Raw genomic sequence first — 22,517 nt, forward strand, 5'->3', positions numbered from 1 at the left:
GATGACCGAACTCGAAGCGCTGCAGAAGCGGCTGGAACCGCTCTTCCCCGGCCTGATGGGCGTGAAGCTGGTGGAGGTTTCTCCCGATCGGGTCGTCGCCACGATGGAGGTCCGCCCCGACCTGTGCACCTCCGGCGGCATCCTGCACGGCGGCGCGTACATGGCCTTCGCCGACACGCTGGGCGCGGTCGGCACGGTGATCAACCTGCCGCCCGGCGCGCGGACCACGACCACCGACTCGAGCACCAAGTTCATCGCCGGCGCGCCGGTGGGCAGCAAGGTGACCGGCGAATCGACCGCTTTCCACAAGGGCCGCAGCACGATGGTCTGGCAGACGCTGGTCCGCAACGAGGCGGGCAAGGTCTGCGCGGTGGTCACGCAGACGCAGCTGGTGATGGTGGACCGCTGACCGGCCCCGCAACCGCGGCTGGGCGGCGGGAGCCCGGCCGCGCAGGGCCGGCGCGTCAGCGCCCGGTGAAGCGCGGCGCCCGCTTCTCCAGGTAGTGCGCGACGCCCTCCTTGAAGTCGTCGCTCGCGAAGCTCTTCTGCATCTCGTCGTTGCCGACCTCGATCGCCTCGCCCAGAGTCTGGAACATGGCTTCCCAGATCTGGCGCTTCATGACCGCCACCGAGCGCGGCGACACGCCGTCGACGATGCCGCGCAGGTACTCGCGGGTGGCGGGGATCAGCTCCGCGTCGGGCACGACCCGCTGCACCAGGCCCAGCTTCAGCGCCTCGTCAGCGCCGACCTTGCGCGCCGAGTACAGCAGGTCCGCGGCCTCGGGCAGGCCGATCAGCCGCGGCAGCAGCCAGCTGATGCCGTGCTCGGCGATCAGGCCGCGCTGCGCGAAGGCGGTGGTGAACATCGCGCCCTGCGCGGCGAAGCGCATGTCGCAGTACAGCGCGATCACCAGGCCGAGTCCGGCGCACGGCCCGTTGATCGCGCCGACGATCGGCTTTGGGATCGTCGGGAACCAGCTGTAGGTCTTGCGGAAGTCGGCGAGCGCGCTGCCCATCGGCGGCACCGGGCTCGTGGTCGGGTCGGCCGAGACGCGCGCTTCGCCTTCGCGAACCGCCGACAGCAGGCCCATGTCGGCGCCGGCGCAGAAGCCGCGGCCGGCCCCGGTGAGCACGATCGCGCGCACCGCGTCGTCGGCGGCCGCCCGGTGCATCGCGTCGTGCACCTCGGCCTGCATGCCGCGGGTCCAGGCGTTGAGCTTGTCGGGGCGGTTCAGCGTGACCGTGGCGATGCCGTCGGCGACGTCGTACAGGATGGCTTCGTAGCTCATGGCGCGGGCTCTCGTTGGCAGGGCTACTATATTGCACGACCGCCGGCGCGCCGCGACGCCCGCGCGGATCGACCGAGAACCGGAACGACCCGAAGCATCCCGAGGAGACACGATCCCATGAACGCCCCCGCCCCCAGGCGCCTGCACGACAAGGTCTGGCCGCATCGCGTACCGCGCGAGATCCCGCGGCTCGAGACGACGCTCTGGGAGAACCTCGAGATCTCGGCACGCCGCTACCCGGACAAGCCGGCGGTGATCTTCTTCGGGCGCAGGATCTCCTACGCCGAGCTGAAGGCGCTGGTCGACCGGCTCGCCGGCTGGCTGCAGCGCGACGCCGGCGTGAAGCACGGCGACCGCGTCGTGCTGATGATGCAGAACTCGCCGCAGTTCGTGATCGCGTTCTACGCGGCGATGCGCGCCGGCGCCGCGGTGGTGCCGGCCAACCCGATGAGCCGGGCAGACGAGCTTTCGCACTACATCGCCGACTCGGGCGCGAAGGTGGCGATATGCGCCGGCGACCTGGCTCCGCAAGTGATCCGCGGCAGCGAACAGCTCGAGGAGACGCAGCGGCTGCGCCACCTGCTCGTGGCGCGCTACACCGACCTGATGCCGGACGATCCCGAGCCCGAGGACCGGCCGCCCGAGGCCTGGAACGAGTGGCTGGCCGCCGACCCGCAGCCGCCCGCCGGCGGCGCGCGCTGGCGCGACGCGATCGCGCTGGGCCGCGAGCCGCTGCCCTACGCCGGCAAGCCCGACGACCTGGTCGCGCTCGGCTACACCTCGGGCACCACCGGGCGGCCCAAGGGCTGCATGCACACGCATCGCACGATCGGCCACAACACGGTGTCCGGCGCGCTGTGGGGCCACGCGAGCTCGGCCGACGTGGGCTTCGGCGTGGTGCCGATGTTCCACATCACCGGCATGCAGTACGCAATGCACGTGCCGATCTGGCTCGGCTCGACCAACGTGGTGCTGCCGCGCTGGGACCGCGAGCTCGCCGGCCGCATCATCTCGCGCTACCGGGTCACGACCTGGACCAACATCCCGACGATGATCATCGACCTGCTGGGCAGCCCGAACATCGCGAGCTTCGACCTGAGCAGCCTGGAGCAGATCGGCGGCGGCGGCGCGGCGATGCCGCAGGCGGTGGCCGAGAAGCTCGAGAAGCAGTTCGGCCTGCGCTACATGGAGGGCTACGGCCTGACCGAGACCGCGGCGCCCACCCACTCGAACCCGTCGCACGCGCCCAAGCTCCAGTGCCTGGGCATTCCCTTCGTGGGCGTGGACTCGCGCATCGTGGATCCCACGACCCTGGAGGAGCTGCCACAGGGCGAGACCGGCGAGATCGTCGTGAACGGCCCGCAGGTGTTCGTCGGCTACTGGGAAAGGCCGGCCGAGACCGAGGCCGCGTTCTTCGAGCTCGACGGCAAGCGGTTCTTCCGCACCGGCGACCTGGGCCGGGTCGACGAGGACGGCTACTTCTTCATCACCGACCGGCTCAAGCGGATGATCAACGCGAGCGGCTTCAAGGTCTGGCCGGCCGAGGTCGAGACCATGCTGTTCAGGCACCCGGCGGTGCAGGAGGCCTGCGTGATCTCGGCCCGCGACCCGTATCGCGGCGAGACGGTCAAGGCGGTGATCGTGCTGCGCCACGAGGCGCGCGACCGCACGAGCGCCGACGACATCCGCAGCTGGGCGCGCGAGCACATGGCCGCCTACAAGGTGCCGCAGATCGTCGAGTTCGTCGACGCGCTGCCCAAGTCGGGCTCGGGCAAGGTGATGTGGCGGCTGCTGCAGGAGAAGGAGCAGGCATGACGCAGCGCGCGGGAAGACCATGACGAAACGCACGGAGAGACCATGACGAAGCGCAGCGCCCCGCGCGGCCAGGTTGCCGAGGCAGGCCCCTCGGCGGAAGGCGAGCAGGACCGGCTCGCGGTGTTGATCGACGCCGACAACGCGCACGCCGCGGTGATCGACGGCCTGCTCGCCGAGATCGCCCGCTACGGCATCGCCAGCGTCAAGCGGATCTACGGCGACTGGACGCAGCCGCAGCTTGGCAGCTGGAAGAAGGTGCTGCTCGAGCACTCGATCGTGCCGGTCCAGCAGTTCGCGTACACCAAGGGCAAGAACGCGACCGACAGCGCGCTGATCATCGACGCGATGGACCTGATGTACACGCGGCGCTTCGACGGCTTCTGCCTGGTGTCGAGCGACAGCGACTTCACGCGGCTCGCCTCGCGGCTGCGCGAGGAAGGCCTGCTGGTCTACGGCTTCGGCGAGCGCAAGACGCCGTCGCCCTTCGTGTCGGCCTGCGACCGCTTCGTGTACACCGAGGTGCTGCGCCCGACCGGCGCTGCGGGCAAACCGGGCGCAAGCGAAAAGCGTCCCGCGAAGGCCGGCACGTCCGAGGTCGCCGCCGCGCCGCCTGCCGCGGTCGCGGTTCCGGCCCCCGGCGAGCAGCCGGCCGCCGAACCGGCGCCGATCGCCGGCGAGGATCCCGGCGCACTGCTCGACACGATCGCCAACGCGATCGACGCGGTGTCCGACGAGACCGGCTGGGCCGGGCTGGGCGCGGTCGGCCGCACGATCACCAAGCTGCGCCCCGACTTCGACTCGCGGCTCTACGGCCACCGGAAGTTCAGCGACCTGGTCCGCGCGATGCCCGAACGCTTCGAGCTCGAGGAGCGCGGCACCGGCGCCGGCAAGTCGCTGTTCGTGCGGCTCGCGCCGCGGCCGGCCAAGGGCGGGCGCGGCCGGGCAGGCGGCCGCAAGCGCAAGGCGGCCGCCTGAAGCGAAGGCCTGCCGCCCGAAGCGCAAGCCCGCCGCCTCGACCGCCCCCTTTCGCCGGATCGCGCCGCGGTTCGGCACGAGGCATACCGCGTTCATCGCATCGCAACGCCACAACCAGAAGGAGCACACCATGTCCAGCTACGGATTCAGCGCCATCGTCGACCTCGGCTTCGACGAGGCCGTGCAGAAAGTGACCGAGCTGCTGAAGACCGAGGGCTTCGGCGTGCTGTCCGACATCGACGTCAGCGCCACGCTGAAGGCGAAGATCGGCGTCGACACGCCGGCCTACCGGATCCTCGGCGCCTGCAACCCGCAATTCGCGCACCGCGCGCTGTCGGCCGAGCCTGACATCGGCCTGCTGCTGCCCTGCAACGTGATCGTGCGCGCCGAGGCCGACGGCCGGGTCACGATCGGCTTCATGGACCCCGAGGCGGTGCTCGGCATGGTCGACAAGCCCGAGGTGCACGCGCTCGGCAAGGAGGTGCGCGAGCGGCTGATGCGGGTCTGCAAGGCGCTCGGCTGAGGCGACGATGAAGACCGAGCTCTGGCGCCTCGACGCCACCGAAATCGCTCACGGCGTGCGCACCCGCCGCTTCTCCAGCCGCGAGGCGACCGCCGCCTGCCTGGCGCGGCTCGACGCGGTGAACCCGAAGATCAACGCGGTCGTCGACGTGCTCGCCGAGCAGGCGCTCGTCGCGGCCGACGCGGCCGACCGCGCGGTCGCCGAGGGCCGCGCGCTCGGCCCGCTGCACGGCGTGCCGGTCACGATCAAGATCAACGTGGACATGGCCGGCCGGCCGACCAGCAACGGCATCGTCGCGCTGCGCGACGCGATCGCCGCCGACAACGCGCCGGTGGTCGACAACTTCCTGCGGGCCGGCGCGGTGGTGATCGGCCGCACCAACACGCCGGCCTTCTCGATGCGCTGGTTCACCGACAATGCGCTGCACGGCCGCACGCTGAACCCCTGGAACCCGACGGTCACGCCCGGCGGCTCCAGCGGCGGCGCGTCGGCCGCGGTGGCCGCCGGCATCGGCCCGATCGCGCACGGCAACGACTTCGGCGGCTCGGTCCGCTACCCGGCCTATTGCACCGGCGTGTACGGCCTGCGGCCCTCGTTCGGCCGGGTGCCGGCCTTCCTGCCCAGCGCGAAGGAAGAGCGGGCGCTCAGCGCGCAGCTGATGTCGGTGCAGGGTCCGCTCACTCGCAGCGTGCGCGACCTGCGGCTCGCGCTCGCCGCGATGGCCGAGGGCGACGCGCGCGACCCCTGGTGGGTGCCGGCGCCGCTCGAAGGCCCCGCGCCGCAGCGCCCGATCCGGGTCGCGTTCACGGTTTCGTCGGCGGGCGTGCCGGCCGATCCTGCGGTGGTCGACGCGGTGCGCCGCGCGGCCGGCTGGCTGGCCGACGCCGGCTACGCGGTCGAGGAGGTCGACCCGCCCGACATGGCCGAGGCCGCGCAGCTGTGGGACACGATCGCCCAGGGCGAGGCGCTGCACTTCCTGTCCGACGCGATGGAGAAGATGGCCGACGAGGGCATGCTGACCGCCTGGCGCTACATGTGCGCGAACACGCCGCGCAACGACGCCTTCGGCCACATGAAGGCGCTCGCGCGCCGCAGCACGCTGTTGCGCCGCTGGCAGCTGTTCATGCAGCAGTACCCGCTGGTGCTGACGCCGGTCTCGGCCGAGGCGCCCTTCCCGCAGGGACTCGACGTGTCCAGCCAGGCCGGCATGGACCGGGTGCTGCGCGCGCAGGGCCCGCAGTTCTTCGTGCCACTGCTCGGGCTTCCTGCCGCCGCGGCGCCGACCGGCATCGTCGACGGCCTGCCGATGGGCGTTCAGCTGATCGGCCGGCGCTTCCGCGAGGACATGGTGCTCGATGCGCTCGAGGTGCTCGAGGGCCGGTTCGCGTCGCCGACGCCGATCGATCCGGCCTGAGGTCGCGCAGTGAGCCTCGACCTGTGGCTGGTCTACTGCGCCGCCGCGGTGGGCCTGTCGCTGACGCCCGGCCCCAACGGCCTGCTGTCCCTGACCCACGGCGTGCGCTTCGGCTTGCGCCGTACCGTGTTCACCGCGCTGGGCGGCGTGACCGGGTTCACCGTGCTGATCGCCGCGTCGCTCGCCGGGCTCGGGGCGCTGCTCGCGGCCTCCGAGCAGGCCTTCACTGTCGCGAAGTGGGCGGGGGCCGGGTACCTGGTCTACCTGGGCATCCGCACCTGGCGCTCGCCCGCGGCCGCCTTCACACCGGGCGACGGGCGCGGCGCGCCGGGCGACTTCGGCCCCGCCCGGCTGTTCAACGAGGGCTTCCTGGTCGCGGTGTCGAATCCGAAGGCGCTGATCTTCTTCGCGGCCTTCCTGCCGCAGTTCATGCAGCCCGGCGCCTCGTACCTGGCGCAACTGGCGGTGCTGGGCGGCACCTTCGCGGTGGTCGAGTTCGTCTACGAGCTGATGCTGGCGGGCCTTGCGCAGCGGATCGCCCCCTGGCTCGCGCGCAACGGCCGCTGGTTCAACCGGATCACCGGCGCGACCTTCGTCGGCATCGGCGGCATGCTCGCGGCGACCCAGCGAAGCTGAAAGCCCGGTTCAGATCTCGGCCGGGTCCACGTCGAGCGCCCAGCGGGCGTTGCCGGGCAGTTCGCGCAGCCTGGGCAGCCAGGCCGCGAGGAAGCGGTGCAGGGCCGGGCGGCTGTCGCTCTCGACCAGCAGCTGCGCGCGCTCCCGGCCGGCGAGCCGGCTCATCGCCATCGGCACCGGGTCGAGCAGGGTCACCGCCGGGGAAGCCTGGCCGGCGCCTCGCTCGCCCGCCTCGTCCAGCACCGCCTGGCCGGCCGCGCGCGCGTCCGCCAGGAAGGCCAGCGCCTGCGCCTGCCCGGCGGCCTCGGCGCGCAGCAGCGCCTGGAAGCGCCAGGGTGGCAGTCCCACCTCGCGCCGCTCGGCCAGCTGCGCGTCGGCGAAGCCCTCGTAGTCGTGACGCTCCAGGTAGCCGAACAGCGGGTGCTCGGGGAAGCGCGTCTGCAGCAGCACCCGGCTGGCGCGGGCGTCGCGCCCGGCCCGCCCCGACACCTGCATCAGCGTCGCGAACAGGCGCTCGGGCGCGCGGTAGTCGGCCGCGTAGAGGCCGCCGTCGCAATCGACCGCCACGACGAGCGACAGGCGCCGGAAGTCGTGCCCCTTGGCCAGCATCTGGGTGCCGACCAGGATGTCGACCTCGCCGGCGTGCGCCGCGTCGAGCACCTGCCTGGCGGCCCCGCGCCGGCTGGCGACGTCGCGGTCCAGCCGCGCGATCCGGGCCCCCGGGAACAGCTCGGCCAGCCCCTCTTCCAGGCGCTGGGTGCCCTGGCCAAGGCCCTTCAGGTCGATGTTGCCGCATTCCGGGCAGGCGCGCGGCACCGGCTGCTCGGCACCGCAGTGATGACAGACGAGGCGATAGCGGCTCGCGCCGCGTGCCGGCGGCCCGTCGTTCGGCGCGCCGGTGGAGCCGCGGGCCGCGGCGGTTTGCCGGCCCGCGGCCGCGGACGCCGACAGCCGGTGCATCACCCGGTAGGCGGAGCAGTCCGCGCAGCGGCTCAGCCAGCCGCACTGGTCGCAGCTCAGCACCGGCGCGTAGCCGCGCCGGTTGATGAAGACCAGCGCCTGCTCGCCGCGGCCGATCGCCTCGCCGATCGCCTCCACCGCCGCCGGGGCGAGATCGTGGCGCAAGGTCTTGCCGCGCAGGTCCAGGACCTGCAGCCGCGGCAGCGCGGCGCCGCCGATGCGCTCCGGCAGGGCCAGGCGCCGGTAGCGCCCGCGTCGCACCGCCAGCCAGGTCTCGAGCGACGGCGTGGCCGAGCCGAGCACGATCGGCAGGCCTCGCTGCGAGGCGGCCACGATCGCCAGGTCGCGCGCCGAATAGCGGACCCCCTCCTGCTGCTTGTACGACGGGTCGTGCTCCTCGTCGACCACGATCGCGGCCAGGCCCGGCATCGGGGCCAGCACCGCGAGGCGGGTGCCGATCACGACGCGGGCCCTGCCCTCGGCCGCGGCCAGCCAGTCGGCCGCGCGGTCTCCGTCGGGCAGGTCGCTGTGCAGCACCGCCATCGGCTCGCCGGGGAACCGGGCCGCGACCTGGGCGGCGAGCTGCGGCGTCAGCGCGATCTCGGGGACCAACAGCAGCACCTGCGCGGCGGGATCGCGGGCGAGCACGGTCGCGAGCCAGCGCAGGTAGACCTCGGTCTTGCCGCTGCCGGTGACGCCGTGCACCAGCGCGACCGCGAAGCCCTCGAGCGACTCGAGTTCGGCCAGTGCCGCGCGCTGGGCTTCGTTCGGCTCGGGCGACGCCGGCAGCGCGCCGGCGTCCGGCGCCGATCCGGGGCGCGAGCCCGCGCGATCGCCGAAGCGGATCCGGGCGCGGTCGAACACCGAGCCGCGCGCCTTCGGCGCGGGCGGGGTCCTCAGCAGCTTGGGAACCGCCGGCAAGGCCACCTCGCCGAGCCCGCGGTGGTAGTAGTCGGCCGCGAAGCGCACCAGCCTGAGCCAGGACTCCGGTGCGCGCGGGGCGCCCGGCAGCAAGCCGATCAGCGGGCGGATCTTGGCCGGGTCGACCTCGCTGTCGTGCGCGAGCCCGACCACCAGCCCTACCCGACGGCCATTGCCCCAGGGCACGAGCACCCAGCAGCCGGGCTCGATGCCGGGCGTGCTCGCCGCGTCGAGCGCGTAGTCGAACCAGGACGCGCCGAGTTGCGCGGCCGGGAGATCCAGCGCGACGCGGGCGTAACGGATCGGGCGGTCCGCGGTCATCGAGCTAGGCGCGCTCGCCGACCCGTCGGCCAGCTTTCGGAACGTGCTTCGACCGACCCATTTGGCCTATTACATGAGACAGTACTTTAAGTTCGGACATCAAATGCACGCGCCCAAAACGGTTTTCCGGGTCATGCACAAAAGCTGTGGATAAAACTGTGGGAAATCCCCGGGGATCGGCCGCAAATCCTTGATCGGCCGTGGCCTGCGGTGGTTTGCCTTTTTTTTGGTCAAGTCGAAGGCCTTATGAATCAATGGCTTAGAAAAGACTTGACGACTTGCGCCAGATTCGGGCGGCATTCCACGCATGTGCGCCGCGACTGTGCATAAGTCGGCCGCCAGCCGCGCCGATCGTCGGCGTCGATCGGCGTCCGGAGGCCGCGAGACTAGGCCGAAAGGCTCAAAGTGAGGGCGCGCTAACGCCACGGCGACGCTGCTCGCGGCTGTAGGCGTGGACGGTCTCGACGAGCACCGAAACGTTGTCCGGCGGCGTGAACTGGGAGATGCCGTGGCCCAGGTTGAAGACGTGCCCGGCGCCGGGCGCCGGCGCGCCGAAGCTGTCGAGCACCGCCCGCGCCTCGGCGGCCACCTGCTCGGGCCCGGCCATCAGCACCATCGGGTCGAGGTTGCCCTGGATCGCGCAGCGCGCGCCGACCCGGGCCCGGGCCTGGCCCATGTTCACGGTCCAGTCGACGCCGACCGCGTCGCAGCCGATGTCGGCGATCTGCTCGAGCCACAGCCCGCCGCCCTTCGTGAAGACGATCGCCGGCACCGGCACCTTGCGGATGCCGGTCGCGCGGCCGTCGGCATCGACGACCGGCTCGTCGCGCTCGCGCACCAGCGCCTCGACGACCTTGCGCGTCCAGGCCAGCGAGAAGCGCTGGAAGGCGCCGTCGGCCAGCGCGCCGCCCCAGGAATCGAAGATCATGACCGCCTGCGCGCCGGCCTCGATCTGGGCGTTCAGGTAGGCGGCCACCGCCGCCGCGTTCACCGCCAGGATCCGCTCCAGCAGGTCCGGCCGCTTGTACAGCAGCGTCTTGATCTGGCGAAAGTCGGAGCTGCCGCCCCCCTCGACCATGTAGCAGGCCAGCGTCCAGGGGCTGCCCGAGAAGCCGATCAGCGGCACCCGGCCGTCGAGCGCCTTGCGGATCGTTCGCACCGCATCGGTCACGTAGCGCAGCTCGGCGTTCGGGTCGGGCACCGCCAGCCGCGCGACCGCGTCTTCGTCGCGCACGGTGCGCTCGAACTTCGGTCCCTCGCCTTCGGCGAAGTACAGGCCGAGCCCCATCGCGTCGGGCACGGTCAGGATGTCGGAGAACAGGATCGCGGCGTCGAGCGGATAGCGCTCGAGCGGCTGCAGCGTGACCTCGCAGGCCATTTCGGGCGACTTGCAGAGGTTCAGGAAGCTGCCGGCCCGCTTGCGGGTGGCGTTGTACTCGGGCAGGTAGCGACCGGCCTGGCGCATCAGCCAGACGGGGGTGTAGTCGGTCGCTTCGCGCCGGAGCGCGCGCAGGAAGGTGTCGTTGGCGAGCGGTTTCACGCGCGGATTCTACTCCGGTCGGCAGCCAGCGCCCTGACCGTGGCCGAGCGGAATTCCATGTAGTAGAGCACCAGGGTGGTGACCGCGGTGCCGGCCACCAGCGGCACCGGGCCGATAAGCCACAGCAGCAGCGGCATCGCGTAGTAGTAGGCGCGCAGGCCCTGGGTGAAGTTCAGCCCGGCCAGCTCGTTCAGGCGCCCGGCGGTCAGGATCAGCGGATCCTCCGGCAGCTGGTCCTCGCGGCGGGCCGGGAAGGCGCCCACCATGATGTTGACCAGGTTGAACTGGCGCAGCGACCAGGTGAAACGGAAGAACGCGTAGACGAAGACGAAGATCAGCACGAGCAGCTTCGACTCGAGCATCTCCTGCGTGAGGCGCTGTGCGAACGGGAGATTGCGCATCACCTCGACCACCTCGGCGCCGCGCTCGACGGTGCCGAGCACGGCCAGCGTGGCGCCGAGCACCAGAAGCGTGGTCGACGAGAAGAAGGTCGCGCTCTGCATCAGGTTGCCGATCAGCCCCACGTCGGTGATGCGCGGGTCGCGGTAGTAGGCCTCGCGCATCCAGGTGCGCCTGAACCCGGCGACCGAGGCCATCAGGTTGGGCCGCCGGTCGCCGACCCGTTCCGCGTAGAAGCCGTAGCCGAGCCAGGCGCAGAGCCAGAGCCCGAGCGCCGCCCAGTCGAAGGCGGTGAACGCGTACAAGGCGCCTTCAGTGGTCGTGGTGCGTGTCGTCGAGGAAGCTCTTCGTGGTGAAGAGGTAGTCCCTGAGCTCCTTGTCCATGACCTTGTCCCGGCGGCGGATCCACTCGAGCACCATGGCCGCGTGCTCCTTCTCCTCGTCGCGGTTGTGCTCGAGGATCTTCTTGAGTTCCGGGTCCTTGCAGGCGTCGACCCGCTGGTTGTACCAGTCGACCGCCTCGAGCTCTTCCATCAGCGAGGTGATCGCCCGATGCATGTCGCGGGTCTCGTCGCTGAGCTCGTTCACCGGCTCGTGGTAGCCCTCGTTGGCCATCGCGTGTGCTCCTTGTCGTTGAGTGAAACTCGGGAGGGGTCGATCCGGCGGCGCGCTTTCAGCGGTGCAGCTCGCCGGCGCGTTCCGGCTGGTAGACGATGTCGAAGATCCGCACCGTGAGCGGCTTGCCGCCGGGGCCCGGCCAGTCGATCCGGTCGCCGGCCTTCAGGCCGAGCAGCGCGCTGCCGACCGGGGCCAGGATCGAGATGCGCCCCGGGCTGCCGTCGGCGTCCTTCGGGTAGACCAGCGTCTGGTCGAAGCTCTCCCCGCTGTCCTGCAACGCGAAGCGGACGGTGGAGTTCATCGTGACGACGTCCGGCGGCATCTCTCCGGGCTCGAGCACGTCGGCGCGGTCCAGCTCGGCCTGCAGCGCGGCCTTCCCCGGGAAGTCGCGCTCCGGGAGGGTGGCGAGAAGGTCCTCGAGCCGGTCGAGGTCGAGCGAGGAGACGACGATGTTCGGTTTGCTGTTCATGACGACGATGATACCGGCGATGAGCCGGCGAGGAAGACGGGGGCGGGCGGCGCGCGGGCGCCGGCGCACGGCGAGCCCGCGCGGGGCCGCTGGCCGCGTCGGAAAAAAAGAAGCCCGCGCTGTGGCGGGCTTCGCTGAGCGGCGTCGCCGGGCGGGGGCCCGGCCCGCTCGGTCACTTCTTGCTGCGGAACTTGCGCAGCGCGGCGATCTGGGCGATGGCAGCGGCCAGTTCGGCCTGGGCCTTCGCGTAGTCGATGTCGCCGGTCTTGTTGGCCAGCGCCTCTTCGGCGGCCTTGCGGGCCTCGACGGCCTTGGCCTCGTCGAGGTCGTGACCGCGAATCGCGGTGTCGGCCAGGACGGTGACCCGGTTCGGTTGCACCTCGAGGATGCCGCCAGCCACGAAGACGAACTCCTCTTCGGCCTGGTTGGGCACCTTGATGCGCACCGCGCCCGGGCGAATGCGGGTGATCAGCGGCGTGTGCTGGGGATAGATGCCCAGCTCGCCCGCCTCGCCCGGCAGGACGACGAACTCGGCCTTGCCCTCGAAGATCGAGGCCTCGGCACTGACGACGTCAACGTGAATCGTGCTCATGCTTTCCCCTGGGAGAGATCGGTGTCAGAACGAAGGAGGGAGAAACCGGTGCGGCCTGCCCTTCCCCCTTCTCCCTTCTCCCTTCCCTTACTGGAGGGTCTTCGCCTTCTCGAAGGCCTCTTCGATCGTGCCGACCATGTAGAAGGCCTGCTCGGGCAGCGCGTCGCACTCGCCGTTGACGATCATCTGGAAGCCGCGGATCGTGTCCTTCAGCGCGACGATCTTGCCGGGCGAGCCGGTGAAGACTTCCGCCACGTTGAACGGCTGCGACAGGAAGCGCTGGATCTTCCGCGCGCGGGCCACCGCCAGCTTGTCCTCGGGCGACAGCTCGTCCATGCCGAGAATCGCGATGATGTCGCGCAGCTCCTTGTAGCGCTGCAGCGTGGCCTGGACCTTGCGGGTCGTGTTGTAGTGCTCTTCGCCGATGATGTGCGGGTCGAGCTGGCGCGACGTGGAGTCGAGCGGGTCGACCGCCGGGTAGATGCCCAGCGCGGCGATGTCACGCGACAGAACGACCGTGGCGTCGAGGTGGCCGAAGGTGGTGGCCGGCGACGGGTCGGTCAGGTCGTCCGCGGGAACGTACACGGCCTGGATCGAGGTGATCGAGCCGGTCTTCGTGGAGGTGATCCGCTCCTGCAGGCGGCCCATCTCCTCGGCCAGCGTCGGCTGGTAACCCACCGCCGACGGCATCCGGCCGAGCAGCGCCGAGACCTCGGTACCGGCCAGCGTGTAGCGGTAGATGTTGTCGATGAAGAACAGGATGTCGCGGCCCTCGTCGCGGAACTTCTCGGCCATCGACAGGCCGGTCAGCGCGACGCGCAGGCGGTTGCCCGGGGGCTCGTTCATCTGGCCGAAGACCATCGCGACCTTGTCGAGAACCTTCGACTCTTCCATCTCGTGGTAGAAGTCGTTGCCCTCGCGGGTGCGCTCGCCGACGCCGGCGAACACCGAGTAGCCGCCGTAGCTCTTCGCGATGTTGTTGATCAGCTCCATCATGTTGACGGTCTTGCCGACGCCGGCGCCGCCGAACAGGCCGATCTTGCCGCCCTTGGCGAACGGGCAGATCAGGTCGATGACCTTGATGCCGGTGGGCAGCAGCTCGACTGAGGGCTTCAGCTCCTCGAAGCTCGGGGCGGGCTGGTGGATCGCGCGACGCTCGTCGGTGGCGATCGGGCCGGCCTCGTCGATCGGGCGGCCCAGCACGTCCATGATGCGGCCCAGCGTGGCCGAGCCGACCGGCACGGAGATCGGGGCGCCGGTGCTGGCGACCTTCATGCCGCGACGCAGGCCGTCGGAGGAACCCATCGCGATCGTGCGCACGACGCCGTCGCCGATCTGCTGCTGAACCTCGAAGGTCAGGCCCTTCTCGGCCAGGCTGTTTTCAGCGCTGTCTTCCAGCACCAGTGCGTCGTAGACCTTGGGCATCGCCTCGCGCGGAAACTGAATGTCCACCACGGCGCCGATGCACTGAACGATTTGACCCTGTGCCATCTTTTGCTCGCCTTGAAAATGTCTGTAATGCGTTCGTGTTCGCGAAAATTAGGTCGGGATGCCGGGAGCGGCCAGCGGATCAGACCGCCGCCGCGCCGCCGACGATCTCGGACAGCTCCTTGGTGATCGCCGCCTGCCGTGCCTTGTTGTAGGACAGCTGGAGATCGTCGATCACCTTCTTGGCGTTGTCCGAGGCGGCCTTCATCGCGACCATCCGGGCGCTCTGCTCGGAGGCCATGTTCTCGGCCACCGCCTGGTAGACCAGCGACTCGACGTAGCGCAGCAGCAGCTCGTCGAGCACGGTCTGCGCGTCGGGCTCGTAGATGTAGTCCCACGCGTACTCGGGCGACTCTTCCTGCAGGCGGTCGGCCGACAGCGGCAGCAGCTGCTCGAGCACCGGCTCCTGCTTCATCGTGTTGATGAAGCGGGTGTAGCCGATGTAGACCACGTCGATCTCGCCGGCCGCGTACGCGTCGAGCAGGACCTTGACCGGGCCGATCAGCTTGTCGAGGTGCGGCGTGTCGCCGAGCTGCACCACGTGCGAGACGATCTTCGCGCCGATCCGCGACAGGAAGCCGAAACCCTTGTTGCCGATCGCCGAGGCGTCGACCTTGACGCCCTGGCGCTCGAAATCGCGCAGCTGGTTGGTGACCAGCCGGAGCACGTTGGTGTTCAGGCCGCCGCACAGGCCCTTGTCGGTGGTCACGACGATGATGCCGGCCTTCTTCACCGTGTCGCGGCGCGCGAGGAAGGGGTGCTGGTAGTCCGGGTTGGCGCCGGCCAGGTGCGCAGCGATGTTGCGCACCTTGTCGGCATACGGCCGCGACTGCCGCATCCGCTCCTGCGCCTTGCGCATCTTGGATGCGGCGACCATTTCCATCGCCTTCGTGATCTTGCGCGTGTTCTGGACGCTCTTGATCTTCGTCCGGATCTCTTTACTGCCGGCCATCTCGATTCCTCGGAAGGACGCTGCGGTTCAACGTGTCCTGGGCGCCAGGCGCTCAGTACGCGCCGTTCTTCTTGAAGTCCTTGACGACTTCGTGAAGCTGCGCCTCGACTTCCTTCGTGAGCTTGGGCGTGTCCTCGATGGTCTTGACCAGCGACGCGAACTTCGAGCGCATGTGCTCGCGCAGCGCGCGCTCGGCGTCCAGCGCCTTGGCCACGTCGATGTCGTCGAAGTAGCCGTTGTTCACCGCGAACAGCGTCAGCGCCATCTCCCAGACCTGGAGCGGCTGGTACTGCGGCTGCTTCATCAGCTCGGTGACCAGGCGGCCGCGCTCGAGCTGCCGGCGAGTCGCGTCGTCGAGGTCGGAGGCGAACTGCGCGAAGGCCGCCAGCTCGCGGAACTGCGCCAGCGCCAGACGCACGCCGCCGCCGAGCTTCTTGATGATGTCGGTCTGCGCGGCGCCGCCGACTCGCGACACCGAGATACCGGCGTTGATCGCGGGACGGATGCCCGCGTTGAACAGGTCGGTCTCCAGGAAGATCTGGCCGTCGGTGATCGAGATGACGTTCGTCGGGACGAAGGCGGACACGTCGCCGGCCTGCGTCTCGATGATCGGCAGCGCGGTCAGCGAGCCGGTCTTGCCCTTGACTTCACCGTTCGTGAACTTCTCGACGTACTCCTCGTTCACGCGCGCGGCGCGCTCGAGCAGGCGGCTGTGGAGATAGAACACGTCGCCGGGGAAGGCTTCGCGGCCCGGCGGGCGGCGCAGCAGCAGCGAGACCTGGCGGTAGGCCACGGCCTGCTTGGAGAGGTCGTCGTAGACGATCAGAGCGTCCTCGCCGCGGTCGCGGAAGTACTCGCCCATCGTGCAGCCCGAGTAGGCGGCGATGTACTGCATCGCGGCCGATTCGGAGGCGGTGGACGCGACCACGATGGTGTACTCCATCGCGCCGGTTTCCTCGAGCTTGCGCACGACGTTGGCGACGGTGGAGGCCTTCTGGCCGATCGCGACGTAGACGCAGTAGACGCCCTTGCCCTTCTGGTTGATGATCGTGTCGACGGCCACCGCGGTCTTGCCGGTCTGGCGGTCGCCGATGATCAGCTCGCGCTGGCCGCGGCCGATCGGCACCATCGAGTCGATCGCCTTCAGGCCGGTCTGCACCGGCTGCGACACCGATTTACGCGCGATGACGCCGGGCGCCACCTTCTCGATGACGTCGGTCATCTTCGCGTTGACCGGGCCCTTGCCGTCGATCGGCTGGCCCAGCGAGTTCACCACGCGGCCGAGCAGCTCGGGGCCGACCGGCACCTCGAGGATGCGGCCGGTGGCCTTGACGGTCATGCCCTCGGAGATGTGCTCGTAGGAGCCGAGCACCACCGCGCCGACCGAGTCGCGCTCGAGGTTCAGCGCCAGGCCGTAGCTGGCCACGCCGCCCGGGCCCGCCGGGAACTCGATCATCTCGCCCTGCATCACGTCGGAAAGGCCGTGGATGCGGCAGATGCCGTCGGTGACGGACACGACCGACCCCTGGTTGCGGGTATCGGCACCGACTTCCAGGTTCTGGATCTTGCTCTTCAGCAGTTCGCTGATCTCGGCCGGATTCAGTTGCATGAGGTTCCCCTGTATTCCTTAAAGCTTCATCGCGCTGGCCATCTGGGCCAGCTTGCCCCTGACCGAGGCGTCGATCACTTCGTCGCCGATGCGGATCGAGACGCCGCCGATCAGGTCGGGCTCGACGTGCACCGTGGCCTTCACCTTGCTGGCGTACTTCTGCTCGAGCGTCGCGACGATCTCGGCGAGCTGGTCGTCGGCGAGCGGGTAGGCCGACGACACCTGCGCGTCGACGACACCTTCGTGCGCGTTGCGCAGCGCCTCGAACGCGTTGGCGATCTCGGGGAGGACCGTGAGCCGCTCGTTCTCGGCCAGCACGCGCACGAAGTTGACCTGCTCGGCGGACAGCCTGCCCGCGGAGTCGGCGATCAGGCCGGCCACCTGGTCGGTGGTTAGCCTGGGATTGCCGACCAGGTCACGGGCGACCTCGGTGCCCGCCACGACGGCCAGGCGACCGAGCGCTTCGGACCACGACGGCAGCGCGTTCAGCTCGCGCGCCAGCTTGAAGGCTGCCTCGGCGTAGGGCCGGGCGATCGTCAGCGACTCGGCCATGTCAGCGCAGCTCGTTCTTCAGGTTGTTCAGAAGCTCGGCATGCCGGGCGGCGTCGATTTCCTTGCGCAGGATGCGCTCGGCACCGGCAACCGCCAGTTGCGCGACCTGTTCGCGCAACTGCTCGCGGGCCTTCTGGGCAGCCAGGGCGGCTTCTTCCTCGGCCGACTTGCGGGCGGCCGCGATGATCGCGTTGGCTTCCTCGCGGGCCTTCTCGACGATGCCGGCGGCCTGCTTCTCGGCCGTGCCCCGCACCTCGGCGGCGCCCGCCCGGGCCTGCTTGAGCTCCTGCTCGACCCGCTTCTCGGCGGCGGCCAGGTCGGCACGCGCCTTGTCCGCAGCCGCAAGACCCTCGGCGATCCGCTTGGAGCGCTCGTCGAGCGTCTTGGTGATCGGCGGCCACACGAACTTGGCAGTGAACCACCAGAGCGCGAGGAAGACGACGATCTGGACGATGAGCGTCGCGTTCAGATTCACGACGGTCCTCCTTCAGTCGGTTGACGGGATCTGTGCGTGCTTCAGCCGACGAACGGGTTGGCGAAGGCGAACAGCATCGCGATACCGACACCGATCAGGAAGGCGGCGTCGATCAGGCCGGCCAGCAGGAACATCTTGGTCTGCAGCTTGTCCATCAGTTCGGGCTGGCGGGCAGCCGCTTCGATGTACTTGCCACCCATCATGCCGATGCCGAGGCAGGCGCCGAGCGCGCCGAGGCTGATGATCAAACCGCAAGCGAGGGCGACGAGAGCAACGTTGGTCATGATTACTCCTGAGTAGGTAAGTGCGTGGTTTGTTGATGAAACTGGATCAGTGGCCTTCGTGAGCCTGCCCGATGTAGACGAGCGTGAGCATCATGAAGATGAAGCCCTGAAGCGTGATGATCAGGATGTGGAAGATCGCCCAGCCGAGGCCGGTCAGGAAATGCAGCCCGAAGGTCCACCAGGTGGCGGCGCCGCCGAGCAGTGCGATCAGCATGAACACCAGCTCGCCGGCGAACATGTTCCCGAACAGTCGCATCCCCAGCGAGACCGTCTTGGCCGCGTACTCGATCAGGTTGAGGATGAAGTTGAACGGCGCCACGAACACGTTCGCGCCGAAGGGTGCCGAGAACAGCTCCTTGACGAAGCCGCCCGGGTGCTTGACCTTGATGCCGTAGTAGATCGACGCGCCGAGCACGACGATGGACATCGACAGCGTGCCGTTCAGGTCGGCGGTGGGCACGACCCGCATGTAGTGCAGGCCGACCAGCTCGCCGAGGCGCGGCAGCAGGTCGACCGGCAGCAGGTCCATCGCGTTCATCAGGACGATCCAGACGAAGGCGGTGAGCGCCAGCGGCGCGATCATCCGGATGTCGCCGTGCACGATGCTGCGGGCCTGCTCGTGGACGAACTCGACCAGCGACTCGACCGCGCCGACGAAGCGGCCCGGCGCGCCGACCTGCACCATGCGCGCGGCGCGATACATGAAGAAACACATCAGCGCACCGAGGACCACCGAATAGAAGACGGTGTCGATGTTGATGATCGAGAAGTCGACGATGTTCTTCTGGGCCGAACCGGAAGTGTTCAGGTGCGCCAGGTGATGGACGATGTATTCGGACGCGGTCGGTGCGTTGGAGCCTGCAGCCATGTCGGTTACCGGATCTCTGTTGTTGGCGGTTGAGGCCTGGTTGCGTCGGGTGCCTGTCCGTGCCGGGAACCATCGCCAGTGCCTTCGGCTGGTTTCCGGCGCGCCAGCAAGGGCAGCAGGAAAGGCGCCTTCAGCGCCGCGATCAGCCCGGCGATCAGCGGCGGCCAGCGCAGCTGCGGCAGGGATGTCGCGGCCCAGACGAGCAGCGCGACGGTCAGGCCGATCTTGACGATCTCGCCGAGGAAGAACACCACCGGATAGGATTCCGATGAGCGCCCCCGGTTCATGGCCAGACGCATCGCGAACAGCGCGTTCGGGACGATGGCCGCGGCACCGCCGAACGCCAGGGACAGGGCGACTTCCATCCCCCAGACCCCGCCGGCGAATACGGCCAGCGCGGCGACGACAGCGACTTGCAGACCGACCGCGGTGAACATGATGAGCAGTTGCAGCGGTTTGCAGCGGACAAAGACTGTCGATTCTAGCCTGCGGCGAGAAATCGGGTCAAGCCGGAATGCCGCGGCGCAACAACACCGGCGGCGTGAAAGAATGGGGCGCGAGCCCCGACGAGGTTCGAAACCGGGATTTTCGACATGCTCCGCTTCGTGCTCTCCTGCCGCGCCACGCTGCCCCGGCCCACTCTACGGCGCCGCGCCGGGTCCACACCCGCCCTGCGGTCCGGGCCGGCCGGCGCGCTTGCGTCGGCCGGGCGCCGCTTCGCGGTCGCGCTCGCGGCCGGCATGGCCACGGCATGGCTCGCGGGTGCCGGGCTCGCGCCGCTCGCCGTCGCCGGCGAGCTCGGGGCGGATCCGCTGGCGCTGCCCGACGCCTTTCGCGACTCGCCCGATGCGCAGCGATCGCCGGACCTGCCGGCGGATCCGGTCGCCCCGGCGGATCCGGTTTCGCCCGCGGCGCCCTCGGGCCCGTCGGCGCCTCGGTCAGCCCCGCCCTCGGCGCTTCCCTCCGCACCTTCCGGCGCGGCCGGCGGCTCCGGCTCCGCCCAGACGGCCGAGGCCGCGGTGGATCCGCGCCGGTTCGTCGGCAGCGTCGTCCAGATCCGTACCCGGGCGGTCGCAGACGGCCAGACGGTGGCCACGCTCGGCGCGCGCCGCAGCGGCTCGGGTGTGATCATCGGGCCCTCGACCGTACTGACCATCGGCTATCTGCTGCTCGAGGCCGACCAGGTCGAAGTGATCACCGACTCCGGACGGCGGATTCCCGCCAGCGTGGCCGGCCAAGACCCGGACAGCGGCCTGGGCCTGGTGCGCACCGCGATCCCGCTCGACGGCCGGCCGATCGAGCTCGGCGACTCGGAGAAGGTCGCGGTGGGCGACCGGGTGCTCACGCTCGGGCACGGCGAGCCGGAAGCCACCGAGCTGGCCGTGCTGTCGCGCAAGCCCTTCTCCGGCAGCTGGGAGTACCTGCTGGAGCGGCCGCTGTTCACCTTTCCGCCGGTCAACAACTGGAGCGGCGCGGCCCTGTTCTCCGGCGACGGCAAGCTGGTCGGGATCGGCTCGCTGATCGTGAACGACGCGGCGCCGCCGGGGCGGCCCGCGGTGCCCGGCAACCTGTTCGTGCCGGTCGGGCTGTTGCGGCCTGTCCTCGACGAGCTGCTCGCCAGCGGCAGGCGCGCGGGTCCAGCCCGGCCCTGGCTGGGCGTCTCGACCGAGTCGGTGCGCGGCAACCTGATGGTGGCGAGGGTCACCCGGGGCGGTCCGGCCGAGAAGGCGGGGCTCGCGCCCGGCGACATCATCCTGGGGGTCGGCGAGGCCTCGATCGACGACCAGGCCGACTTCTACCGGCAGGTCTGGAAGCTGGGCCCGGCGGGGGCGGAAATTCCGCTCCGGGTGCTCAAGGACGGCGAGATCCGCCTGCTGAAGGTGCCGTCGGTCGAGCGCGAGGCCTTCCTGCGCAAGCCGCAGGGCATCTGATCTCGGGCCGTCAGTCCTCTTCCGCCACGCCCAGCCGCTCGAGCAGCCCCTGGAACTGCTCGAGGCTCCCGAAGCCGATCGTGAGGCTGCCGCGGCCGCGCGCGTTGGCCCGGATCGTGACCGGCGCGGCCAGCGCATCGGCCAGGCGCTCCTGCAGCCGCGCGAGGTCGCGCCCGCCCTCGGCCTGCGCGCGCCGGCCCGGCCGCTCGGTCTCGCCCGACAGCTTCTTCTGGACAAGGCGCTCGGTGTCGCGCACCGACAGGCGGCGCTCGGCGACCTCGTGCGCGACCATGATCTGCTGCGCGCGGTCCAGGGCCAGCAGCGCGCGTGCGTGACCCATGTCCACGTCGCCGGCCAGCAGCATCGTCTGCACCGGCTCGGCCAGGTTCAGCAGCCGAAGCAGGTTCGAGGTGGCGCTGCGCGAGCGGCCGATCGCGTCGGCCGCCTGCTCGTGCGAGAAGCCGAACTCGTCGATCAGCCTGCGGATCGCCTGCGCCTCCTCGAGCGGATTCAGGTCCTCGCGCTGGATGTTCTCGATCAGCGCGAGCTGCAGCGCATGCTCGTCGGACACCTCGCGCACGACGACCGGCACCTCGGCGAGGCCGGCCAGGCCGGCCGCTCTGAAGCGCCGCTCGCCGGCGATGATCTCCCAGCGGCCCCCGGCGATCGGGCGCACGACGATCGGCTGCATCAGGCCGTGAGTGCGGATCGACGCGGCGAGCTCCTGCAGCGCCGATTCGTCCATCCGGGTGCGCGGCTGATAGCGGCCCGCCTGCAGCTGCTCGAGCCGCAGGGTCGTGATCGCCTCGCCTTCGGTCCGGGCGCGCTCGGGCGTGGTGTCGGCGCCGAGCAGCGCCTCGAGGCCACGGCCGAGGCCTTTCTGTTTCCTGATCATTGCGAAGCTCCGGGAGCGCGGGGTTGGCTGGATGGGTCGGGCGACTCGGGGGAGCCGGCCGGGCCCGGCGGACTGGCGTTCCGGTCGGCGGGGCCGGGCCCGCGGTCGGTCGAGGTCGGCAGCGCGGCCATCCGCTCGATCAGCTCCGCCCCGAAGGCCAGGTAGGCCTTCGCGCCCTTGGACTGCGGATCGAAGACGACCCCCGGCAGGCCGTAGCTCGGCGCCTCGGCGAGCCGCACGTTGCGCGGGATGATCGTCCGGAAGACCTTGTCGCCGAAGTGCTGCTCGAGCTGCGCCGAGACCTGCTGCGACAGCGTGACCCGCGGGTCGAACATGACCCGCAGCAGGCCGATGATCTGCAGCCGCGTATTGAAGTTCGCGTGGACCTTGCGGATCGTGTTGACCAGGTCGGACAGGCCCTCGAGCGCGAAGTACTCGCACTGCATCGGGATGATCACGCCGTGGGCCGCGCAGAAGCCGTTCAGCGTCAGCAGGGACAGCGACGGCGGGCAGTCGATCAGCACGAAGTCGTACAGGTCGTCGACCGCGGCCAGCGCGTCCTTGAGCCGGGTTTCGCGCTCGTCGAAGTCGACAAGCTCGACCTCGGCGCCGGCCAGCTCGCGGTTGGCGGGCAGCAGCGAGTAGCCGGCGTCGGCGGCCTGGCAGGTGGCCTCGACGACGTCGGACAGTCCGATCAGCACCTGGTAGACCGAGCGCTTCAGGCTGCGCTTGTCGACGCCGCTGCCCATCGTGGCGTTGCCCTGCGGATCGAGGTCGACGAGCAGCGTGCGCTGGCCGTGCCGGGCCAGCGCCGCGGCGAGGTTCACCGAGGTGGTGGTCTTGCCGACGCCGCCTTTCTGGTTGGCGATCACGAATATCTTGGCCATGGGCGCGGTGCTCGGTCGAATCGGGGTCGGTGCGGGCGGAGGATCGGGGCGGTGCGGAATTTCAGGGCGGTTCGAAGGCTAGGCGTAGGGGTCGCGGTCGGGGC

The 22,517-nt window shown here is 70.1% G+C and carries 24 protein-coding genes; 7 read left to right on the top strand and 17 right to left on the bottom strand.

The annotated features are described in order from the left end of the window. Position 1: 1 nt before the first annotated feature. Positions 2 to 409 carry a PaaI family thioesterase gene (locus tag M6I34_RS11655; RefSeq protein WP_272485843.1) on the top strand — a complete coding sequence of 136 codons (408 nt, stop codon included), beginning with the start codon at positions 2 to 4 and terminating at the stop codon, positions 407 to 409. A gap of 55 nt (positions 410 to 464) precedes the next feature. Here M6I34_RS11655 and M6I34_RS11660 read toward each other — a convergent pair whose 3' ends face one another. Then, on the bottom strand, positions 465 to 1,289 hold the full coding sequence (locus M6I34_RS11660) for an enoyl-CoA hydratase (RefSeq protein ID WP_272485844.1): 825 nt from the start codon (positions 1,287 to 1,289) through the stop codon (positions 465 to 467). Positions 1,290 to 1,406: 117 nt separating this feature from the next. On the opposite strand from M6I34_RS11660, the gene M6I34_RS11665 reads away from it, so the two are divergent. From M6I34_RS11665 to M6I34_RS11685, 5 genes are all read left to right on the top strand, one after another. Further along, positions 1,407 to 3,104, top strand: coding sequence for a long-chain fatty acid--CoA ligase (locus tag M6I34_RS11665; protein WP_272485845.1), 1,698 nt, complete (start codon positions 1,407 to 1,409; stop codon positions 3,102 to 3,104). A 42-nt stretch (positions 3,105 to 3,146) separates the two neighbouring features. After that, entirely contained in the window at positions 3,147 to 4,079 is a 933-nt protein-coding gene (locus M6I34_RS11670) for an NYN domain-containing protein (protein ID WP_272485846.1), read from the top strand. Positions 4,080 to 4,209: 130 nt separating this feature from the next. Beyond that, entirely contained in the window at positions 4,210 to 4,602 is a 393-nt protein-coding gene (locus M6I34_RS11675; protein ID WP_272485847.1) for a DUF302 domain-containing protein, read from the top strand. A gap of 7 nt (positions 4,603 to 4,609) precedes the next feature. Continuing rightward, entirely contained in the window at positions 4,610 to 6,016 is a 1,407-nt protein-coding gene (locus tag M6I34_RS11680; protein WP_272485848.1) for an amidase family protein, read from the top strand. Positions 6,017 to 6,025: 9 nt separating this feature from the next. Then, complete coding sequence (locus M6I34_RS11685; RefSeq protein WP_272485849.1) at positions 6,026 to 6,652, top strand: LysE family translocator; 627 nt, start codon at positions 6,026 to 6,028, stop codon at positions 6,650 to 6,652. Between the two features lie 9 nt (positions 6,653 to 6,661). On the opposite strand, the gene priA is transcribed toward M6I34_RS11685, so the two are convergent. The 14 genes from priA to M6I34_RS11755 all read right to left on the bottom strand — a co-directional run bounded on the left by priA (position 6,662) and on the right by M6I34_RS11755 (position 19,137). Continuing rightward, on the bottom strand, positions 6,662 to 8,854 hold the full coding sequence (gene priA, locus M6I34_RS11690) for a replication restart helicase PriA (protein ID WP_272485850.1): 2,193 nt from the start codon (positions 8,852 to 8,854) through the stop codon (positions 6,662 to 6,664). A gap of 400 nt (positions 8,855 to 9,254) precedes the next feature. Beyond that, positions 9,255 to 10,394 (bottom strand): uroporphyrinogen decarboxylase, encoded by a 1,140-nt coding sequence (gene hemE / locus M6I34_RS11695; protein ID WP_272485851.1) that lies wholly within the window; start codon positions 10,392 to 10,394, stop codon positions 9,255 to 9,257. Then, positions 10,391 to 11,098, bottom strand: a complete 708-nt coding sequence (locus tag M6I34_RS11700) for a DUF599 domain-containing protein (RefSeq protein WP_272485852.1) — start codon at positions 11,096 to 11,098, stop codon at positions 10,391 to 10,393. The genes hemE and M6I34_RS11700 overlap by 4 nt, the downstream gene beginning before the upstream one ends. Positions 11,099 to 11,105: 7 nt before the next feature. Then, positions 11,106 to 11,408 (bottom strand): ferritin-like domain-containing protein, encoded by a 303-nt coding sequence (locus tag M6I34_RS11705; RefSeq protein WP_272485853.1) that lies wholly within the window; start codon positions 11,406 to 11,408, stop codon positions 11,106 to 11,108. A 58-nt stretch (positions 11,409 to 11,466) separates the two neighbouring features. Next, positions 11,467 to 11,880, bottom strand: a complete 414-nt coding sequence (gene rnk / locus M6I34_RS11710) for a nucleoside diphosphate kinase regulator (RefSeq protein WP_272485854.1) — start codon at positions 11,878 to 11,880, stop codon at positions 11,467 to 11,469. A 172-nt stretch (positions 11,881 to 12,052) separates the two neighbouring features. Beyond that, positions 12,053 to 12,472, bottom strand: coding sequence for a F0F1 ATP synthase subunit epsilon (locus M6I34_RS11715; RefSeq protein WP_272485855.1), 420 nt, complete (start codon positions 12,470 to 12,472; stop codon positions 12,053 to 12,055). Positions 12,473 to 12,559: 87 nt separating this feature from the next. Further along, the gene (gene atpD, locus M6I34_RS11720; protein WP_272485856.1) at positions 12,560 to 13,963 is read right to left on the bottom strand and encodes a F0F1 ATP synthase subunit beta; all 1,404 of its coding nucleotides are present in this window, start codon (positions 13,961 to 13,963) and stop codon (positions 12,560 to 12,562) included. Between the two features lie 79 nt (positions 13,964 to 14,042). Further along, the gene (atpG, locus tag M6I34_RS11725) at positions 14,043 to 14,912 is read right to left on the bottom strand and encodes a F0F1 ATP synthase subunit gamma (RefSeq protein ID WP_272485857.1); all 870 of its coding nucleotides are present in this window, start codon (positions 14,910 to 14,912) and stop codon (positions 14,043 to 14,045) included. Between the two features lie 52 nt (positions 14,913 to 14,964). After that, on the bottom strand, positions 14,965 to 16,521 hold the full coding sequence (gene atpA, locus M6I34_RS11730) for a F0F1 ATP synthase subunit alpha (RefSeq protein ID WP_272485858.1): 1,557 nt from the start codon (positions 16,519 to 16,521) through the stop codon (positions 14,965 to 14,967). An 18-nt stretch (positions 16,522 to 16,539) separates the two neighbouring features. After that, positions 16,540 to 17,073: a F0F1 ATP synthase subunit delta gene (locus M6I34_RS11735; protein ID WP_272485859.1), complete on the bottom strand. Its 534-nt coding sequence runs from the start codon at positions 17,071 to 17,073 to the stop codon at positions 16,540 to 16,542. 1 nt (position 17,074) lies between these two features. Continuing rightward, the gene (locus tag M6I34_RS11740; protein WP_272485860.1) at positions 17,075 to 17,548 is read right to left on the bottom strand and encodes a F0F1 ATP synthase subunit B; all 474 of its coding nucleotides are present in this window, start codon (positions 17,546 to 17,548) and stop codon (positions 17,075 to 17,077) included. Positions 17,549 to 17,589: 41 nt separating this feature from the next. Continuing rightward, on the bottom strand, positions 17,590 to 17,832 hold the full coding sequence (gene atpE, locus M6I34_RS11745) for a F0F1 ATP synthase subunit C (protein WP_147705056.1): 243 nt from the start codon (positions 17,830 to 17,832) through the stop codon (positions 17,590 to 17,592). Positions 17,833 to 17,878: 46 nt separating this feature from the next. Then, positions 17,879 to 18,700, bottom strand: coding sequence for a F0F1 ATP synthase subunit A (gene atpB, locus M6I34_RS11750; RefSeq protein ID WP_272485861.1), 822 nt, complete (start codon positions 18,698 to 18,700; stop codon positions 17,879 to 17,881). Between the two features lie 5 nt (positions 18,701 to 18,705). After that, positions 18,706 to 19,137: an ATP synthase subunit I gene (locus tag M6I34_RS11755; protein WP_272485862.1), complete on the bottom strand. Its 432-nt coding sequence runs from the start codon at positions 19,135 to 19,137 to the stop codon at positions 18,706 to 18,708. Between the two features lie 156 nt (positions 19,138 to 19,293). Between M6I34_RS11755 and M6I34_RS11760 the strand changes: the two genes are divergently transcribed. Next, on the top strand, positions 19,294 to 20,631 hold the full coding sequence (locus M6I34_RS11760) for a S1C family serine protease (protein WP_272485863.1): 1,338 nt from the start codon (positions 19,294 to 19,296) through the stop codon (positions 20,629 to 20,631). Between the two features lie 10 nt (positions 20,632 to 20,641). Here M6I34_RS11760 and M6I34_RS11765 read toward each other — a convergent pair whose 3' ends face one another. Together M6I34_RS11765 and M6I34_RS11770 are read right to left on the bottom strand one after the other, a co-directional pair. Continuing rightward, positions 20,642 to 21,526, bottom strand: coding sequence for a ParB/RepB/Spo0J family partition protein (locus M6I34_RS11765; protein WP_272485864.1), 885 nt, complete (start codon positions 21,524 to 21,526; stop codon positions 20,642 to 20,644). Further along, the gene (locus tag M6I34_RS11770) at positions 21,523 to 22,413 is read right to left on the bottom strand and encodes a ParA family protein (RefSeq protein WP_272485865.1); all 891 of its coding nucleotides are present in this window, start codon (positions 22,411 to 22,413) and stop codon (positions 21,523 to 21,525) included. Before M6I34_RS11770 ends, M6I34_RS11765 begins: the two co-directional genes overlap by 4 nt. Between the last annotated feature and the right edge of the window lie 104 nt (positions 22,414 to 22,517).

The sequence above is a fragment of the Zeimonas sediminis genome (assembly GCF_023721795.1).
GTDB classification, from domain to species: domain Bacteria; phylum Pseudomonadota; class Gammaproteobacteria; order Burkholderiales; family Burkholderiaceae_E; genus Zeimonas; species Zeimonas sediminis.

Excerpts from the sequence above, each read along its gene's own strand:
- M6I34_RS11760 (WP_272485863.1), top strand. The coding sequence starts at position 19,294 with ATGCTCCGCTTCGTGCTCTCCTGCCGCGCCACGCTGCCCCGGCCCACT.
- M6I34_RS11665 (WP_272485845.1), top strand. The coding sequence starts at position 1,407 with ATGAACGCCCCCGCCCCCAGGCGCCTGCACGACAAGGTCTGGCCGCAT.
- M6I34_RS11670 (WP_272485846.1), top strand. The coding sequence starts at position 3,147 with ATGACGAAGCGCAGCGCCCCGCGCGGCCAGGTTGCCGAGGCAGGCCCC.
- M6I34_RS11680 (WP_272485848.1), top strand. The coding sequence starts at position 4,610 with ATGAAGACCGAGCTCTGGCGCCTCGACGCCACCGAAATCGCTCACGGC.
- M6I34_RS11735 (WP_272485859.1), bottom strand. The coding sequence starts at position 17,073 with ATGGCCGAGTCGCTGACGATCGCCCGGCCCTACGCCGAGGCAGCCTTC.
- atpG (WP_272485857.1), bottom strand. The coding sequence starts at position 14,912 with ATGGCCGGCAGTAAAGAGATCCGGACGAAGATCAAGAGCGTCCAGAAC.
- atpD (WP_272485856.1), bottom strand. The coding sequence starts at position 13,963 with ATGGCACAGGGTCAAATCGTTCAGTGCATCGGCGCCGTGGTGGACATT.
- rnk (WP_272485854.1), bottom strand. The coding sequence starts at position 11,880 with ATGAACAGCAAACCGAACATCGTCGTCTCCTCGCTCGACCTCGACCGG.
- atpE (WP_147705056.1), bottom strand. The coding sequence starts at position 17,832 with ATGACCAACGTTGCTCTCGTCGCCCTCGCTTGCGGTTTGATCATCAGC.
- M6I34_RS11660 (WP_272485844.1), bottom strand. The coding sequence starts at position 1,289 with ATGAGCTACGAAGCCATCCTGTACGACGTCGCCGACGGCATCGCCACG.
- atpA (WP_272485858.1), bottom strand. The coding sequence starts at position 16,521 with ATGCAACTGAATCCGGCCGAGATCAGCGAACTGCTGAAGAGCAAGATC.
- M6I34_RS11675 (WP_272485847.1), top strand. The coding sequence starts at position 4,210 with ATGTCCAGCTACGGATTCAGCGCCATCGTCGACCTCGGCTTCGACGAG.
- M6I34_RS11705 (WP_272485853.1), bottom strand. The coding sequence starts at position 11,408 with ATGGCCAACGAGGGCTACCACGAGCCGGTGAACGAGCTCAGCGACGAG.
- M6I34_RS11655 (WP_272485843.1), top strand. The coding sequence starts at position 2 with ATGACCGAACTCGAAGCGCTGCAGAAGCGGCTGGAACCGCTCTTCCCC.
- priA (WP_272485850.1), bottom strand. The coding sequence starts at position 8,854 with ATGACCGCGGACCGCCCGATCCGTTACGCCCGCGTCGCGCTGGATCTC.
- M6I34_RS11715 (WP_272485855.1), bottom strand. The coding sequence starts at position 12,472 with ATGAGCACGATTCACGTTGACGTCGTCAGTGCCGAGGCCTCGATCTTC.
- atpB (WP_272485861.1), bottom strand. The coding sequence starts at position 18,700 with ATGGCTGCAGGCTCCAACGCACCGACCGCGTCCGAATACATCGTCCAT.
- M6I34_RS11770 (WP_272485865.1), bottom strand. The coding sequence starts at position 22,413 with ATGGCCAAGATATTCGTGATCGCCAACCAGAAAGGCGGCGTCGGCAAG.
- M6I34_RS11765 (WP_272485864.1), bottom strand. The coding sequence starts at position 21,526 with ATGATCAGGAAACAGAAAGGCCTCGGCCGTGGCCTCGAGGCGCTGCTC.
- M6I34_RS11755 (WP_272485862.1), bottom strand. The coding sequence starts at position 19,137 with ATGTTCACCGCGGTCGGTCTGCAAGTCGCTGTCGTCGCCGCGCTGGCC.